The organism is Pseudomonas sp. 22189 (assembly GCF_052045635.1).
Lineage (GTDB): Bacteria > Pseudomonadota > Gammaproteobacteria > Pseudomonadales > Pseudomonadaceae > Aquipseudomonas > Aquipseudomonas parakoreensis.
This window is the reverse complement of the sequence record NZ_JBQEPG010000007.1, coordinates 25,235-42,013: the sequence shown is the minus strand read 5'-3', so window position 1 is coordinate 42,013 and position 16,779 is coordinate 25,235. Positions and strand designations below refer to the sequence as shown.

Below are 16,779 nucleotides of genomic sequence, written 5' to 3'. Positions count from 1 at the left end.
TGCGCGCGCTGTTTTCATGAAACTAATCGTAAAAGTCTTCCCCGAGATCACCATCAAAAGCCGCCCTGTCCGGATGCGTTTCATCCGCCAGCTGGCCAAGAACATCCGCGCCGTGCTCCGCGATCTGGACCCGGCCGTGGTGGTGAACGGTGTGTGGGACAATCTCGAGCTGGAAACCCGCGTTACTGACCCCAAAGCCTTGAAAGAGATGGGCGAGCGCCTCACTTGTACTCCCGGTGTCGCGCACTTTCTGCAGATCGACGAATACCCGCTGGGCGACTTCGACGACATCACCGAGAAGTGCAAACAACACTACGGCGATGTGCTGGCCGGGAAGATTTTCTCGGTGCGCTGCAAACGTGCAGGCAAGCATCCGTTCAGCTCGATGGACGTCGAAAAATACGTCGGCAGCAAGCTGCGTCGTGAGTGCGGTGCCGCCGGAATCGACCTCAAAGACCCGGAAATCGAAGTTCGCATCGAAGTTCGCGACCAACGGTTGTTTGTCATCCACAGCCAGCACAACGGCATCGGCGGTTACCCGCTCGGCGCCCTGGAGCAGACGCTGGTACTGATGTCCGGCGGCTTTGACTCGACGGTTGCCGCGTACCAGATCATGCGCCGCGGCCTGATGGCGCATTTCTGCTTCTTCAATCTGGGCGGACGTGCCCACGAATTGGGCGTGATGGAAGTCGCGCATTTCATCTGGAAGAAGTACGGCAGCTCGCAACGCGTGCTATTTGTCAGTGTTCCGTTCGAAGAAGTGTTGGGCGAAATTCTCGGCAAAGTCGATAACAGTCATATGGGCGTCGTATTGAAGCGTATGATGTTGCGCGCATCGTCGGCCATTGCCGACCGGCTGCACATCGACGCGCTGGTCACCGGCGAAGCGATTTCCCAGGTATCGAGCCAGACGCTGCCGAACCTGTCGGTGATCGACTGCGTGACCGACAAACTGGTCCTGCGCCCGCTGATCGTCGCGCACAAGCAGGACATCATCGACACGGCCAACGAGATCGGCACCGCCGATTTCGCCCGGCACATGCCGGAGTACTGCGGGGTCATCTCGGTCAATCCGAAGACCGCCGCCAAGCGCCATCGTGTTGAGCACGAAGAGAAAGAATTCGACATGGCGGTTCTCGAGCGTGCGCTCGAAAACGCCAAACTGGTGCCGATCGATCGAGTGATCGACGAATTGGGCCAGGACTTGCAGATCGAAGAAGTCGGCGAAGCGCTGGCCGGTCAGATCGTCATCGACATCCGTCATCCGGATGCGGCCGAGGATGACCCGCTGGAACTCACCGGCATAGAAGTACAGACGATGCCGTTCTACGCAGTGAACGCTCGTTTCAAGGAGCTGGATCCGACTCGCCAGTACCTGCTGTATTGCGACAAAGGCGTGATGAGTCGCCTGCATGCTCACCATTTGCTCAGTGAGGGGCATGCCAATGTGCGCGTTTATCGACCGAGCTAAGTGCCCGGGGCTGTTTGCCTGTGGCCTGCGTCACCGGCCCCCCGACACCGCCGTCAAGCTGTAACGGCCATGCCGGACACTACTGTTAATCGCTGCCAAGACTTGTCAGCAAACCGAATCCTCTGATCGAGATACACAAGTGATCGAAAATCTACGTAACATCGCCATCATTGCCCACGTTGACCATGGTAAGACCACCCTGGTAGACAAACTCCTGCGTCAATCCGGCACCCTGGAGCGCAACGAGCTCAACGACGAGCGCGTGATGGACTCCAACGACCAGGAAAAAGAGCGCGGTATTACCATTCTGGCGAAAAACACCGCCATCAACTGGAACGGCTACCACATCAACATCGTGGACACCCCGGGCCACGCCGACTTCGGCGGCGAAGTAGAGCGCGTAATGTCGATGGTTGACTCCGTTCTGCTGCTGGTTGACGCTCAAGACGGCCCTATGCCGCAAACCCGTTTCGTGACCAAGAAGGCGTTCGAAGCCGGCCTGCGTCCAATCGTGGTGATCAACAAGGTTGACCGCCCAGGCGCGCGTCCGGACTGGGTTCTGGACCAGATCTTCGACCTGTTCGACAACCTCGGTGCGACCGAAGAACAACTGGACTTCCAGGTTGTTTACGCTTCGGCCCTGAACGGCATCGCCGGTCTGGACCACACCGCCATGGGCGAAGACATGACTGCGCTGTACCAGGCAGTGGTCGACCACGTTCCGCCTCCGGCCGTTGACCGTGACGGTCCGTTCCAGATGCAGATCTCCGCTCTGGACTACAACAGCTTCCTGGGTGTTATCGGTGTTGGCCGTATCGCTCGTGGTCGCGTCAAGCCGAACACCCCGGTTGTCGCAATCAGCGCCGACGGCAAGCGCCGCAACGGTCGTATCCTGAAGCTGATGGGTCACCACGGTCTGCACCGCATTGACGTTGAAGAAGCAGCAGCCGGCGACATCGTCTGCATCAGCGGCTTCGACGAGCTGTTCATCTCCGACACCCTGTGCGACATCAACACCGTCGAGGCGATGAAGCCGCTGACCGTTGACGAGCCAACCGTTTCCATGACCTTCCAGGTAAACGACTCGCCATTCTGCGGTAAAGAAGGCAAGTTCGTGACCTCCCGTAACATCAAGGATCGTTTGGACAAAGAGCTGCTGTACAACGTTGCACTGCGCGTTGAAGAAGGCGACTCGGCTGACAAGTTCAAGGTTTCCGGCCGTGGTGAGCTGCACCTCTCGGTACTGATCGAAACCATGCGTCGCGAAGGCTTCGAGCTGGCCCTGGGCCGTCCTGAAGTGATCATCCGTGAAGTTGACGGCGTGAAGCAGGAACCGTTCGAAAACGTCACCATCGACATCCCTGAAGAATCCCAGGGCAAGGTCATGGAAGAGATGGGTCTGCGTAAAGGCGACCTGAGCAACATGGTGCCGGATGGCAAGGGCCGTGTTCGTCTGGAATACAACATCCCTGCTCGCGGTCTGATCGGTTTCCGTAACCAGTTCCTGACCCTGACCAACGGTGCTGGCATCCTGACCTCGATCTTCGACCGTTACGCGCCAGTGAAGTCGGGCCACATGTCCGGCCGTCAGAACGGCGTACTGGTTTCGGTTGAAACCGGCAAGGCACTGACCTACTCGCTGGAAACCCTGCAGGCTCGTGGCAAGCTGTTCGTAGAACACGGCCAGGAGATCTACAACGGTCAAATCGTTGGTCAGAACAGCCGCGACAACGACCTGGGTGTGAACCCTACCAAAGGCAAGAAGCTCGACAACATGCGTGCTTCGGGTAAAGACGAAACCATCGCTCTGGTACCACCTGTTCGCTTCACTCTGGAACAGGCTCTGGAATACATCCAGGAAGACGAGCTGTGCGAAGTCACTCCTAAGTCCATCCGTCTTCGCAAGAAGATCCTGGACGAAAGCGAGCGTACCCGCGCTGCCAAGAAAGCCAAGGCGTAATTCAGCCCGAGCTTGAAAAAACGCCCCCGGTCGCGAGACCGGGGGCGTTTTTGTTTGTCTGGGATTTGTGCGGTGTTTGTGCTGGCCTCATCGCTGGCAAGCCAGCTCCCACAGGGTTTTGNCACATGAATCTTGTGTACGACAACAATCAATGTGGGAGCTGGCTTGCCAGCGATGGCGGCCGGACAGGCGCCGAAAATTTCAGGAAAGGTCAGAACTTCTCGATCGACCGCGAATTCTGCACCCGCTCGACTTCTTTCGGCTTGTACGCGCAATACCCTGGCCGCGGGCCGATTTTCGGGTGGTTGCGGCAGGTGTCCGGGCGCTTGTCATAAATGGTGCACAGGCGGCTTTTACGATCCAGGTAGTAGCAATCGTTGTTGCTCATGCGCTGCAGGGTGAAGATCCCCGATTTCTGGTTGAAGCGCTCGACCAGCCCTTCCTTTTGCAGGCGCTTGGCGATGTTCTTCGGCGGATCGCCCAGCTCGAACTCGTCGACCACGCCGATGCGTACCAGGTCCTTGATCTTGACCTCGACCGGCAGGGTGCAGCAGCTGGAGACACAAGAGCCGCACATCGGGGCCGAATATTTGGCCCACGTATCGAGACGGTCGATCTCGGCGGCGGCAATCAGGTTGGGCTTCATCATCGGGGGTTACCAGGCGTGTGTGCATCAGGGCGCGCGATCATACCGGGACTGGTGGATTTTTGAACAACCTTTCGCCAGATTTTTGCAAACGCCGTGTAAATGCCGTTCAGTCCGGCACGGCCCCTGCATTCATTAGCCCACTCGCCAAGGTAATGCCGGGCTATCTCACCGTCTTCGGAAAAACTGCCGAACCTGCGCCTCTACCGTCGGTCAGACCGTCTAGGCTCAGACAATTCCCCGCTCGCTCGAGGTCCTATCGATGACTCAAGAACCACTAGTTCGCGAAGCAGAGGTGGCCGCATTCCGCGATGCCGTCCTGACCAAGCTCACCTATGCGGTGGGCAAAGACCCGGATCACGCCTTTGACCATGACTGGTTCGAAGCCATTGCCCTGGCGGCACGCGACCACATGGTCGAACACTGGATGGACCACACCCGGCAGATCTACCGCAAAGGCCAGAAGCGGGTGTATTACCTCTCGCTGGAATTTCTCATCGGCCGTTTGCTTTACGACAGCCTGAGCAACCTCGGCCTGCTCGACGTCGCCCGTGAAGCGCTGACCGAACTGGGTGTCGATCTGGAACGCATTCGCCTGCTGGAACCCGATGCGGCGCTCGGCAATGGCGGCCTCGGACGTCTGGCGGCGTGCTTCATGGAAAGCATGTCGACCCTCGGCATTGCCGGGCACGGTTACGGCATTCGTTATGAACACGGGTTGTTCCGCCAGGCCATCGTCGATGGCTGGCAGCAGGAACAGACCGAACACTGGCTGGATTTCGGCAACCCGTGGGAATTCGAGCGTCCGGAAGTGGTGTACACCATCGGCTTCGGCGGCAGCGTCGAAACCGTCACCGATGCCAGTGGCAAGACCAAACAGGTCTGGTCGCCGGCAGAAACCGTACGGGCGATTGCCTACGACACGCCGGTGGTCGGCTGGCGTGGGGCGAGCGTCAACACCTTGCGCCTGTGGCGTGCCCGAGCCATGGAAGACTTGCACCTTGAGCGCTTCAACGCCGGTGACCACCTGGGCGCGGTGGCTGAGGTAGCCCGCGCCGAAAGTATTTCCCGGGTGCTTTACCCGGCGGACAGCACCGAAGCGGGGCAGGAACTGCGCCTGCGTCAGGAATATTTCTTCGTCGCGGCTTCGCTGCAGGATTTGCTGCGTCGCCATCGCAACATGCACACCTCGGTGCTGACCCTGGGCGACCACGCAGCGATTCAGCTCAACGACACCCACCCCTCGATTGCCGTCGCTGAACTGATGCGGCAACTGGTCGACGTCTACGACGTGGCTTGGGATGCGGCGTGGCAGGTCACCGTCGATACCTTGTCGTACACCAACCACACGCTGTTGCCCGAGGCGCTGGAGACCTGGCCGGTCGGCCTGATGGAGCGCATGCTGCCGCGGCACATGCAGATCATTTACCTGATCAACGCGCAGCACATCGACTCGCTGCGCGCCAAGGGCATTCATGATTTCGACGTGCTGCGCGCGGTGTCGCTGATCGAAGAAGACAACGGTCGTCGGGTGCGCATGGGCAACCTCGCGTTCCTCGGTTCGCACAGCGTCAACGGCGTTTCCGGGCTGCACACGCAATTGATGCGCAAGACCGTGTTCGCCGAACTGCACAAGCTCTACCCGGAGCGGATCAACAACAAAACCAACGGCATCACTTTCCGCCGCTGGTTGTTCCAGGCCAACTCCGAACTGACCTCGATGCTGGTCGATGCACTCGGCCCGCAGGTGCTGGATAACCCGGAAGAGCGCTTGCTCGACCTCGAACCGTTCGCCGAGCAACCCGCCTTCCGCAAAGCCTTCGCCGAACAGCGCCTGCACAGCAAAAAGGCCCTGGCCTACCTGATTCACGAGCGGCTGGGGATCGCGGTCAATCCGGCGGCGATGTTCGACGTGCAGGTCAAACGGATCCACGAATACAAGCGCCAGTTGCTCAACCTGATGCACACGGTGGCGCTGTATCAGGCGATTCGTGCCGAGCCGGAAGTCGACTGGGTACCTCGGGTGAAAATCTTCGCCGGTAAAGCAGCGGCGAGTTATCACCAGGCCAAACTGATCATCAAGCTGACCAACGACATCGCCCGTGTAGTGAACAACGACCCGACCGTGCGTGGTTTGCTGAAGGTGGTGTTCCTGCCCAACTACAACGTCAGCCTCGCCGAGAGCATCATTCCGGCGGCGGATTTGTCCGAGCAGATTTCCACGGCCGGCTTCGAAGCGTCGGGCACTAGTAACATGAAGTTCGGTCTCAACGGCGCGCTGACCATCGGCACCCTCGACGGTGCCAACGTGGAAATGTGCGAGCGCATCGGCGCCGAGCACATGTTCATCTTCGGCCTCAGTGCGCAGCAGGTTGAAGCGCGCAAACAGAACCACGAGTTCAGCGCCGCGCCGGACATCGCCGCGTCGCATCGTTTGAGCGACGTGCTGCAAGCGATCCGCAGTGGCGTGTTCTCGCCGGATGACACATCGCGCTATACCGGGCTGATCGATTCACTGGTGGACTACGACCGCTTCCTGGTCTGCGCCGACTTCGATTCCTACTGGGAAGCGCAGAAACGCGTCGATGCGCACTGGCACGACGCCAACAACTGGTGGCGTTCGGCAGTGCTCAACACGGCGCGGATGGGCTGGTTTTCCTCTGACCGGACGATTCGTGAGTACGCCACGGATATCTGGAAGGCACTGGAGTAACTTTTCGCTGGGCTCGATATAATCGGCGCGCCGGAAAAGATCGCAGCCTTCGGCAGCTCCTACACAGGTGTTCACATAACCCTGTAGGAGCTGCCGAAGGCTGCGATCTTTTTGGATCAGGCTGCGCTAATCTTCGCGGATTGGCCTTTGCGCTTAGGGATATCGACCATGCAATGGATGTTCATGTTGATCGGGCTGCTGCTCGGCTGGCTGCTCGATGAGTCGTTCAGTGCCGCGCTATTGGGGGCGCTGCTCGGGCTGGCGATCGGGCAAACGCTGCGCCTTGCCCGGCTTGGCTCGCAGGCCACCGAACAACAGCGTCAACTGGAGGAGGCCAAAGTCGCTTTGCAGGCTGTCGAGCAGCGACTGTTTCTGCTTGAAGGTGCTGGCGTGCGCACTACGCCGCCGAGCATGGCGCCGACTCCGGACGCTGCCGTCGACCCCGTCATCGTTGCCGAACAAGCATCCGCCGCCACCCCTGAGCTGGTCTGGGAACTACCGCCCGAACTCGAACCGATCTCTGCCGTTGCCAGCGAAACCAGCCAGCCGCTGCCGGCCGATGTCTGGCGTCTGGACGCCGTCATCGACGAGCCTGCAGTCCCCACACAACCGGCCGAACCCCGTGGCCCGAACCTGATCGAGCGCGGCATCAGCGCTGCGCGCAACTGGCTGTTCGGCGGCAACACGGTGTTGCGGGTCGGCGTGGTGCTGTTGTTTTTCGGTCTGGCGTTCCTGCTGCGCTATGCCACCGAAGGCATGGTGGTGCCGATCGAATTGCGTTATGCCGGCGTTGCGGCGGCGGCGTTGGCCCTGCTGGCGCTGGGCTGGTGGTTGCGTCGGCGCAACAACAGCTATGCGCTGATTCTGCAGGGCACCGGGATCGCAGTGCTGTACCTGACGGTGTTTGCGGCGATGCGTCTGCATCCGCTGCTCGATCCGTCCGCCGCGCTGGGGTTGCTGGTGGCGGTCACAGTATTTTCGGCCATTCTCGCCATCACCCAGGATGCGCTGGGATTGGCAGCGGCTGCAGCATTGGGCGGTTTCGCCGCGCCGATCCTGACCTCGACCGGTGCCGGCAACCACGTCGCGCTGTTCAGCTATTTCGCCTTGCTCAATGCCGGCATTCTCGCCATCGCCTGGTTCAAGGCCTGGCGCCTGCTGAACCTGATCGGATTCGTTGGCACGTTCGGCATCGGTTTCGCCTGGGGGCAGCGTTCGTATGCGCCCGAGTTGCTGTGGAGCACCGAACCGTTCCTGATTCTGTTCTTCCTGATGTACCTGGCCATCGGCCTGCTGTTTGCCCGGCGCAAGTTGCTCGACATGCCCGATGCACCGGCAGACGGCGACCGCGAGGCGCTGCTGCACTGGTCGGCGCGCAAGGGCGACTACGTCGACGGCACGATGTTGTTCGGCCCGCCGCTCGTGGGCTTCGGTCTGCAGTTTGCGCTGGTGCAGCACCTGGAGTTCGCCGCTGCGTTCAGTGCACTCGCACTGGGCGTGATCTACATGGGCCTGGCCCGGTTACTGATGGGTGGTCGCGCCTTGTTGTTGGGTGAAACCTGTCTGGCGCTGGGGGTGATTTTCGCCAGTCTGGCGATCCCGCTAGGCCTCGATGCACGCTGGACCTCAGCAGCGTGGGCAGTGGAGGGCGCGGGGATTTTCTGGCTCGGTCTGCGTCAGCAGCGGCCGTTCGCCCGAGCGTTTGCCCTGTTGCTGCAACTGGGTTCGGCGCTGGCGTTCCTCAGTCAGTTGCGGGTCGGCGAAAGCAGTCTGCTCGACGGCGCACCGTTGGGGGCGTTGATGCTTGGCCTCGCGCTGCTGTTCAGTTTCTATCAATTGCGCAAAGCCTCGGCGGAGCAAGCTTCGCTGTGGGAGCGCCAGGGTTTGCCGGTGCTGGCGGCGCTGGGCCTGACCTTCCTGTATTTGCTGGCGCCGTTGTTTTTCTTTGTTCAGGCGACAGCGATCAGTTGGGCTTTGGCCGGATTGGTGACCTTGTTTGTCGGCCTGCGCCTGCAATCGCGTACGTTCCTGTTCACCGCGTTCGCCGTGCAGTTGCTGGGTGGAGCGTTGTTCCTGTTACGGCTGCAAGGCGCAGGCGAGGATTCGGCGGCGGTGTTCAGCGCCGGGTGGAGCGGGTTGCTCAGCGCATCGCTGATCGGTCTGGCGTTGATCGGCGGCATGTTGCTGGCGGCGCGCGACGAGATGGTGCGCGGCGATGTGCGGCTGCTGCGTGGTTTGTCGGTGGTGTTGCTGGCGGGGCTGGTGCTGATCAATCTGGCGGTGTTGTTCGTGTTGCCGTGGCAAACCGCGAGTGCGGTGTGGGCGGCGAGCGGCTTGCTGATCATCTGGCTGAGCCTGTACCTCAAGCAGCGCGTGAGTTTTGTTTTCGGTCTGTTGTTGCAGTTGATCGGCGGCGCGGCGTTCTTGTTGGCCGGCCCCGAGTTGCTCGGGCCGCTGTCCAGCGAAGGTCTGCGGCCGTTGGCCCATGGCGGTTTCTGGACGCCGCTGGTACTGGGGCTGGCCGCGCTGGTCGGTGCCTGGCGTCTGCAACTGGGCAATCATGCCTCGGCGTTCGATGCGCTGAGTTTGCAACGCCTGTCCGAAGTGCTGCTGGTGTGGGGCGCCGGTTGGTGGGCGTTGGCGTGGGTCAGCGAAGTGCTGCGTTTCGCGCCGTTGAATCTGCAGGCGACGCTGTTGCTGCTGGTTGCCGCGCTGAGTGTGGCGCTGTGGACGCTGTTGTCGCTGCGCCTGAAATGGCCGGCGCTGGGCCTGCTCTGCACCTTGCTGATTCCGGCGGCGGGGCTGGTGCTGCTGGCGGCGTGGCATTCGCGTTATCACCCGGCGGCGAACGTCGGCTGGCTGGCGTGGGTGCTGGTGTTCGTCGTGCACTTCTTCAGCTTGCGGCGTCTGGCGCCGATGTTGCCAGCACGGGCCTTGAGCACGGCGCATGTGCTGGGTTGCTGGCTGCTGATCGGCGTGCTGGCGCTGGAATTGCGCTACGGCTTGCTGCTGTTGTCCGAGCAATACAACGCCTGGCGCTGGCTGGGCTGGGCGATCCTGCCGAGCCTGTATCTGTTGCTGGCGGCGGCTCCGCGCAACTGGCCATGGCCGGTGGCGGCATTCCCGCGCGAATATCGTTTGTATGCCGCTGCGCCGTTGGCAGTGCTGATGCTGGCGTGGTTCTGGCTGGCCAACGGCTTCAGCGACGGCAATGCCGAACCGCTGCCGTACGTACCGCTGGTCAACCCGCTGGAATTGGGCCTGCTGTTTGCCCTGTTCGGGGTGTACGTGTGGTCGCGCCATGCGGTGACGCAGTTTGCCCTGCGCAAGGATTACGCCGAGTACGCCACGCAACTGGTCGCCGGGGTTTCGCTGTTCGCCTTTTGTACCGCGCTGGTGACCCGCGCCGCGCACCATTGGGCGGGGATCCCGTTCGAGCTGGATCTTTTGCTTGAGTCGATGCTGGTGCAGGCCGGGTTGTCCATCGTCTGGACCCTGATGGCGCTGGGTCTGATGATCGGCGGACATCTGCGGCATCGTCGCGAAGTGTGGCTGATCGGCGCGGCGCTGATTGCGCTGGTGGTGGCCAAACTGATTTTTGTCGAATTGAGCAACCGTGGCGGATTGGCCCGGATCGTCTCGTTTATCGGCGTCGGCGTGTTGCTGCTGGTGGTGGGCTACTTTGCGCCGCTGCCGCCTAAGCGTGTCGAAGCCGAGCCGGCGGCGGACAAACCCGTGCCGGATACCGAAGGAGTTTCATCTTGAGTCGCATGCTGAATCTGGGGTGGTTGGCGCTGGGCGTAGTGATGGCTGCCGGCGCGCAGGAAAAACCGGCGGACTTCGCCACGCAGGTGCCGCTGACGGTGAGCGGCAACGGCCCGTGGTATCGCCTTGATCTGCCGCTGAGCGCGCAATTGCAGGCCCGTCAGACCGATCTCAGTGATTTGCGCGTGTTCAACGCCGCCGGCGAACCGCAGGCCTACGCCCTGGCCCGGGAATCGGCGCAGACCCGCGACGACGGGCAGTTGCATGAGGTGAAGTGGTTCCCGCTGTACAACGCCGCCGACGCCAGTGAGCGCGCGCCTAACGTACGCGTGCAATCGACCACCACTGGCACGCTGGTGGAAGTGCAGCCGTCAACTCAGTTGGAGGCCGGTGAGGAAGTGCTGCGCGGCTGGCTGCTCGATGCCAGCGCGATCAAGGCGCCGCTGCAGCAACTGATTCTCGACTGGACCAGCGAGCGCGACGGCTTCCAGCGTTTCAGCATCGAGGCCAGTGATGACTTGCAGCATTGGCAGGCGTGGGGCGAGGGGCAGGTGGCACGCCTGACTTTTTCCGACGAGCGCATCGAACAGCATGAGGTGACGCTGCCGGGGCAATCGGCGCGCTATCTGCGTCTGCTGTGGGAGGCGTCCACCTCGGCACCCATCCTCACTGCAGTGCAATTGAAAAGCAGCGATCCACGCAACGTGCCGCTGCCGTTGGTCTGGTCGCAGGCGCTGGCCGGCAGCAGCACCCAATCCGGCGAGTACACCTGGCAGTTGCCGATGGGGCTGAATGTCGAGCGGGTGCAGGTCGAGTTGAAACAACCGAACAGTCTGGCGCCGGTCACCCTCGCGGGCCGCCGTGAAAGCAGCCTGCCGTGGCAGCCCCTGAGCAACGGTTTGCTGTATCGCCTGACCCAGAACGGTCAGGACGTGGTGCAGAACGAATTGCAGTTGTACGGGCAAACCGTGCAGCAATTGAAACTGAGCGTGGATGAGCGCGGCGGAGGTCTGGGTGAGCAGGCACCGAGCCTGAAATACGCGGTGCGGGCGACGCAGGTGATTTTCCTCGCGCGCGGTGACGGACCGTACAGCCTGGCGCTGGGCAATCCGACGGTGAAAACCGCGAATCTGCCGCTGAGCACGCTGATTCCGGATTTCAAACCGCAGAAGCTCGCGACGCTGGGCAAGGCGACGGTGCAGGGCGACGTGGTCACCACGCCGACCGCCCCGGCCACTACAGCGGCGGTGGCCGAAACCAACTGGAAGAAAATCGGCTTGTGGGCGGTGTTGCTGGTGAGTGTGGTATTCCTCGGGGTGATGGCGGCGAGTCTGTTGCGCAAGCCACCGACCCGTTCCTGAGAATGGCTGGCGCTGTGCGCCATTCGCTGGCAAGCCAGCTCCCACAGGTAATTTGGTGTACACAAAACAGGTGAACGGCCGAAGTCCTTGTGGGAGCTGGCTTGCCAGCGATGACGGCCGATCAATCAACAAAAATCCTCAAACTGTCGCTATCAACCCAGCCACCACCCGTCCCGAACCGGACTACGCTAAATCCGCTACCTGAACTCTCCATCGACAATCACGTCTCATACAGGCAAATACACCCCAACGCACGTTACCGGGCGTCTTCGCTCGCTACGTTTTCAGACTCCCTGTAAACTGCGCGGGTTTTTAGCCCCCCATTCCACCGGAGCCGTCCATGTCCCGCGTTACCCTGAGTCGCTATTTGATTGAGCAGACCCGCAGCAATAACACTCCTGCCGATCTGCGCTTCCTGATCGAAGTGGTGGCGCGTGCCTGCAAAGAGATCAGCCACGCCGTGTCCAAAGGCGCCCTGGGCGGTGTTCTGGGCAGCATGGGCACTGAAAACGTCCAAGGCGAAGTGCAGAAGAAACTCGACGTGCTGTCGAACGAGATCCTGCTCGAAGCCAACGAATGGGGCGGTCACCTGGCCGGCATGGCGTCCGAAGAAATGGACAATGCCTACCAGATCCCCGGCAAATACCCGAAAGGCGCTTACCTGCTGGTATTCGACCCACTGGACGGCTCGTCGAACATCGACATCAACGCCCCGGTCGGCACCATCTTCTCGGTACTGCGCTGCCCGAACGAATACCTGAGCCAGAACGAGCCGCTGAACGAAAAAGCCTTCCTGCAGCCAGGCACCCAGCAGGTTGCTGCCGGTTACGCGATCTACGGCCCGCAGACCATGCTGGTACTGACCCTGGGCGACGGCGTCAAAGGCTTCACCCTCGACCGCGAAATGGGCAGCTTCGTGCTGACCCACGAAGACATCACCATTCCTGAAACCACCCAGGAATTCGCGATCAACATGTCCAACCAGCGCCACTGGGAAGCCCCGGTACAACGCTACGTCAGCGAACTGCTGGCCGGCGAAGAAGGCCCGCTGAAGAAGAACTACAACATGCGCTGGGTCGCGGCGATGGTGGCTGACGTGCACCGCATCCTGACCCGTGGTGGTCTGTTCATGTACCCACGCGACAGCCGTGAGCCATCCAAGCCGGGCAAACTGCGTCTGATGTACGAAGCCAACCCGATGTCGTTCCTGGTGGAACAGGCCGGCGGCGCGTCCACCGACGGTCACCAGCGCATCCTCGACATTCAGCCCGAAGGCCTGCACCAGCGCGTAGCGGTGTTCCTCGGCTCGAAAGAAGAAGTCGCCCGCGCCACGGCTTACCACAAGGAATAAGCCGTGAACACGCCCTGGCAGCCGCTGCTCGACTGGTGGTTCGGACACGCCGAATCACCGCGCGAGATATCGGCTGACAAGGGCACGTTGTGGTTCGGCAAGAAAGACCGCCAAGACCTCGAAGCGCGTGAGCGTTTCGGGGTCTTTGTCGATCAGGCCCTCGCTGGCGAATTGGCCGAGTGGACGCAACGTCCCGAAGGTTGGCTGGCGGTGGTGCTGCTGCTCGATCAACTGCCGCGCATGATCTTTCGCGACACGCCCAAAGCATTCTCGGGTGACCTGCGTGCGCAGAAACTTGTCGCGCAGGGCATTGCGGCGGATTTCGATCGGCAACTGAAACTGAAGCCGATTCAGCGGGTATTCATTTATCTGGTGTTCGAACACTGCGAAAACCTCGCGGTGCAGAACGAAGCCGTTTCACGCTTTATCGGTCTGCTGGCTGAACAGCCGGAAGCCGAGCGGGCGGTGTTTGCCGATAACCTGGACTATGCCGAGCGGCATCAGAAGGTGATTGCACGGTTTGGACGGTTTCCGCATCGCAATGCGGTGTTGGGGCGGGAGTCGACGGCTGAGGAGTTGGCGTTTCTCAGTCAGCCTGGGTCACGGTTCTGATTTGTTGAATTCAAGGATTGCCGTTCAACAGTCTCTTCATCAAAAGTGAAGGCAGGCTTTTTCTTGAGTCGGCAATGATATGAACGAAGACGGTTTTTTCCCTGACTTCATAAATGACTCGGTTCATCCCGGAAATGATTTGTCGGTATTGACCAAGATTGAGCTTCTCGATTTCCTCGGGGATTGAACCGGAATAAGGAAGGTCTGCGAGACCAAGAATGGCGATCTTGAGATCAGCGTAGGTACTCTGCCACGTCTGACTCGAGAACTGTTTGATAAGGTAGGTACGGAGTTCTTTGAGATCTGTTTGTGCGGACTGAAGAATACCGACCTTTAAACTCATTGATGGTCGGCCCTGTCCAAGTCCGCGAAAACGTCCTCAGCCTCTCGATACTTGCCTTCCTCAATCTCCCGATTGCCCATTGCCAATAGCTTCAGCAAAGCCATTGTGTCTTCCTGCTCCTCAAAGCTTTTCACGTCCATAACTACAAGCTTGGCTTCACCATTTTGGGTAATGACCAATGGCTCACGGCTTTCAGTGATCGACTTGACGATCTCCGCTGTATGACTTTTGAGGTAGCTGATCGGTTTGATTTGCGATGAAAGCTTCATGTTTGATTCTCGCCCAAATTGAATAGGACTGAGTTTAGTCTTAATTCAGTCCATCGTCAGTGCGAGCTGACCAGCGTATTTCAACTCAAAGTTCAATCGTCGCTAACGCCGTCATCGCCAGCAGCTCGCGAATACGCCACTCGCAGCGCCTCAGATCCTGAAGCTGCCCACCAGCTGCTTCAACCGCGCCGCCTGCTGCTCCAGATCCGAACACGCACGCAAGGTCGCCTGCAAGTTCTCCACACCTTCCTGGTTCAGCGTATTGATCTCGTTGATGTCGACGTTGATCGACTCGACCACCGCGGTCTGCTCCTCTGTCGCGGTAGCCACCGACTGGTTCATCCCGTCGATCTCGCCGATGCGCTGGGTCACGCTGCCCAGACGTTCGCCGGCCTGGTTGGCGATGCCCACGCTGCTTTCGCTCTCGCGCTGGCTCTCGGTCATGATGCTCACCGCCTGACGCGCGCCGACTTGCAGCTCTTCGATCATCTTCTGCACTTGCTGCGCCGAATCCTGAGTGCGGTGCGCGAGGTTGCGCACTTCGTCAGCGACCACGGCGAAACCTCGGCCAGCCTCACCGGCGCGGGCCGCTTCGATGGCGGCGTTGAGCGCCAGCAGGTTGGTCTGCTGCGAGATGCTGGTGATCACTTCCAGAATCTGGCCGATGTTCACCGTGTTGCTGTTGAGGGTTTCGATGTTGCCGCAGGAGTCGCTGATTTTTGCCGACAACTGCTGCATCGCGTGAATGGTTTTATCCACAACCTGCTGACCGTCGACCGCCAGGCTGCGCGCATCGCTGGAGTGCTGCGAGGCGAGAGCGGCGTTCTGGGCGATTTCCTGGGCGGCAGCGCCGAGCTGGTTGATCGCCGCGGCCACGCTGTTGGTGCGGCTGGCTTGCTGGTCGGAGTTGTACATCGACGAGTTCGAGGCCGCGACCACACGCAAGGCGACTTCGTTGACTTGCCCGGTGGCCGACGACACTTCGCGGATCGAGGTATGAATACGCTCGACGAAGCGGTTGAACGACAGACCCAGTGCGCCAAATTCGTCGTGGCCGTGGATCACTAGGCGTTTGGTCAGGTCGCCTTCACCTTCGGCGATGTCGTGCATGGCGCGGCCCATGGTCAGCAGCGGTTGCATCAGCACGCGGATCAGCATGCCGAGCAGGGCGATGATGATCACCACGGCAATCACCATGGCGATCAGCGCCGAGGTGCGGAATTCGCTGAGCATCGAGAACGCGGTGTCCTTGTCCAGCACCAGCGCCACGTACCAGTCAGCCGATGGCACGCCGTTGACGCGGGTGAACGAGATCAGTTGAGTCTTGCCGTCGAATTCGACTTCTTTCAGGCCCGGGCTGACTTTCGGCGCACCGTTCGGATAAGCCTCGGCAAGGGTTTTCAACACCAGTTTGCTGTCCGGGTGAATCAGGATCTTGCCATCGGCGCTGACGATGAACGCATGGCCGTGGCCACCGAAGTTGAGCGAGTTGATGATCGCGCTGACGCTGGTCAGGTCGATATCCGCGCCGGCCACACCGATCATCTGGCCTTGACGCTGCACCGGGGTGGCGACGGTGATCACCAGTTTGCCCGACGAAGCGGCGATGTAGGGTTCGGTGACGATGGTCTGCTGCGCACTGTTGGCGGCCTTGTACCAGCCACGGACGCGCGGGTCGTAATCCGGCGCACGGTTACCGGCGGGTACCGAGAACATCACGCCGTCAGCGCCGCCGAAATAGCTGAGCTGGAAATTGCCGGTGTAGGCGGGCAGGTCGATGATGCGCTTGAGGCTGGCCGGCGCGCTGCCGTCGGCGGCGACCTGCTGCGCCAGCGATTGCAGCAACTGGATGCGGCTTTCCAGCCAGGTCTGGATGTTGCTGGTCGTCAGGCTCCCCAGCTCCTGCATCGAGGCTTCGGTGCTGCTGCTCAGGGCTTCGCGTTGTCGATAGTCGTTGAACAAAATGAAACAGGCGAACGCAACGGCCACCACGAGGGCGGCAGCCAACAAGATCTTGTGGCTGAATTTCATGTTTCTGGTCATCGAATGAACTACCGCGAAGGGGCTGGTCGAGAAAGGGCGGCAATTTGCCACACTCGGGGGCTTTGCGCTGCTCTTATTTCGACCGCTGTGCGCCAAAGATTAGGCGTCTTTGGTGAAATGCGACGAAATGCTCAATAGCCGCAGAAAGTGTCTGATTTGCCGATAAATGCCAGACGAGCGGAGCGATAAATAGCCATTTCTGAAGGGAACCAGATGAGGGTTTTCTCTTCTAAGCTTCTGGTTGG

Annotated in this window: 11 protein-coding genes and 1 pseudogene; 7 read left to right on the top strand and 5 right to left on the bottom strand. The window is 60.5% G+C overall.

What is annotated here, in order from left to right; all coding sequences use genetic code 11:
* The first annotated feature begins 16 nt into the window (after window positions 1-16).
* The gene (gene thiI, locus ACTJKS_RS09210) at window positions 17-1,471 is read left to right on the top strand and encodes a tRNA uracil 4-sulfurtransferase ThiI (protein ID WP_262947711.1); all 1,455 of its coding nucleotides are present in this window, start codon (window positions 17-19) and stop codon (window positions 1,469-1,471) included.
* Window positions 1,472-1,610: 139 nt separating this feature from the next.
* Entirely contained in the window at window positions 1,611-3,431 is a 1,821-nt protein-coding gene (gene typA, locus ACTJKS_RS09205) for a translational GTPase TypA (RefSeq protein WP_007961739.1), read from the top strand.
* Between the two features lie 211 nt (window positions 3,432-3,642).
* On the opposite strand, the gene ACTJKS_RS09200 is transcribed toward typA, so the two are convergent.
* Window positions 3,643-4,080, bottom strand: coding sequence for a YkgJ family cysteine cluster protein (locus tag ACTJKS_RS09200; protein WP_007961740.1), 438 nt, complete (start codon window positions 4,078-4,080; stop codon window positions 3,643-3,645).
* A 259-nt stretch (window positions 4,081-4,339) separates the two neighbouring features.
* Here ACTJKS_RS09200 and ACTJKS_RS09195 point away from each other — a divergent pair, with 259 nt between their 5' ends.
* From ACTJKS_RS09195 to ACTJKS_RS09175, 5 genes are all read left to right on the top strand, one after another.
* A complete protein-coding gene (locus tag ACTJKS_RS09195; RefSeq protein ID WP_108181416.1) occupies window positions 4,340-6,790 on the top strand; it encodes a glycogen/starch/alpha-glucan phosphorylase in 2,451 nt (816 codons plus the stop codon).
* A 168-nt stretch (window positions 6,791-6,958) separates the two neighbouring features.
* Window positions 6,959-10,555, top strand: coding sequence for a DUF2339 domain-containing protein (locus ACTJKS_RS09190; protein WP_262947712.1), 3,597 nt, complete (start codon window positions 6,959-6,961; stop codon window positions 10,553-10,555).
* Complete coding sequence (locus ACTJKS_RS09185; RefSeq protein ID WP_108181418.1) at window positions 10,552-11,916, top strand: DUF3999 domain-containing protein; 1,365 nt, start codon at window positions 10,552-10,554, stop codon at window positions 11,914-11,916. The genes ACTJKS_RS09190 and ACTJKS_RS09185 overlap by 4 nt, the downstream gene beginning before the upstream one ends.
* 340 nt (window positions 11,917-12,256) lie before the next feature.
* Entirely contained in the window at window positions 12,257-13,267 is a 1,011-nt protein-coding gene (locus tag ACTJKS_RS09180; protein WP_007961744.1) for a class 1 fructose-bisphosphatase, read from the top strand.
* A 3-nt stretch (window positions 13,268-13,270) separates the two neighbouring features.
* On the top strand, window positions 13,271-13,879 hold the full coding sequence (locus tag ACTJKS_RS09175) for a DUF924 family protein (protein WP_262947713.1): 609 nt from the start codon (window positions 13,271-13,273) through the stop codon (window positions 13,877-13,879).
* 10 nt (window positions 13,880-13,889) lie between these two features.
* Here ACTJKS_RS09175 and ACTJKS_RS09170 read toward each other — a convergent pair whose 3' ends face one another.
* The 4 genes and pseudogenes from ACTJKS_RS09170 to ACTJKS_RS09155 all read right to left on the bottom strand — a co-directional run.
* Window positions 13,890-14,222, bottom strand: coding sequence for a type II toxin-antitoxin system RelE/ParE family toxin (locus tag ACTJKS_RS09170; RefSeq protein WP_262947714.1), 333 nt, complete (start codon window positions 14,220-14,222; stop codon window positions 13,890-13,892).
* Complete coding sequence (locus tag ACTJKS_RS09165; protein WP_262947715.1) at window positions 14,219-14,491, bottom strand: type II toxin-antitoxin system Phd/YefM family antitoxin; 273 nt, start codon at window positions 14,489-14,491, stop codon at window positions 14,219-14,221. The genes ACTJKS_RS09170 and ACTJKS_RS09165 overlap by 4 nt, the downstream gene beginning before the upstream one ends.
* A 150-nt stretch (window positions 14,492-14,641) precedes the next feature.
* A complete protein-coding gene (locus tag ACTJKS_RS09160; RefSeq protein WP_371260421.1) occupies window positions 14,642-15,406 on the bottom strand; it encodes a methyl-accepting chemotaxis protein in 765 nt (254 codons plus the stop codon).
* Window positions 15,407-15,499: 93 nt separating this feature from the next.
* A pseudogene (locus ACTJKS_RS09155) lies at window positions 15,500-16,522 on the bottom strand (cache domain-containing sensor histidine kinase); the annotation flags it as partial.
* Window positions 16,523-16,779: the final 257 nt, after the last annotated feature.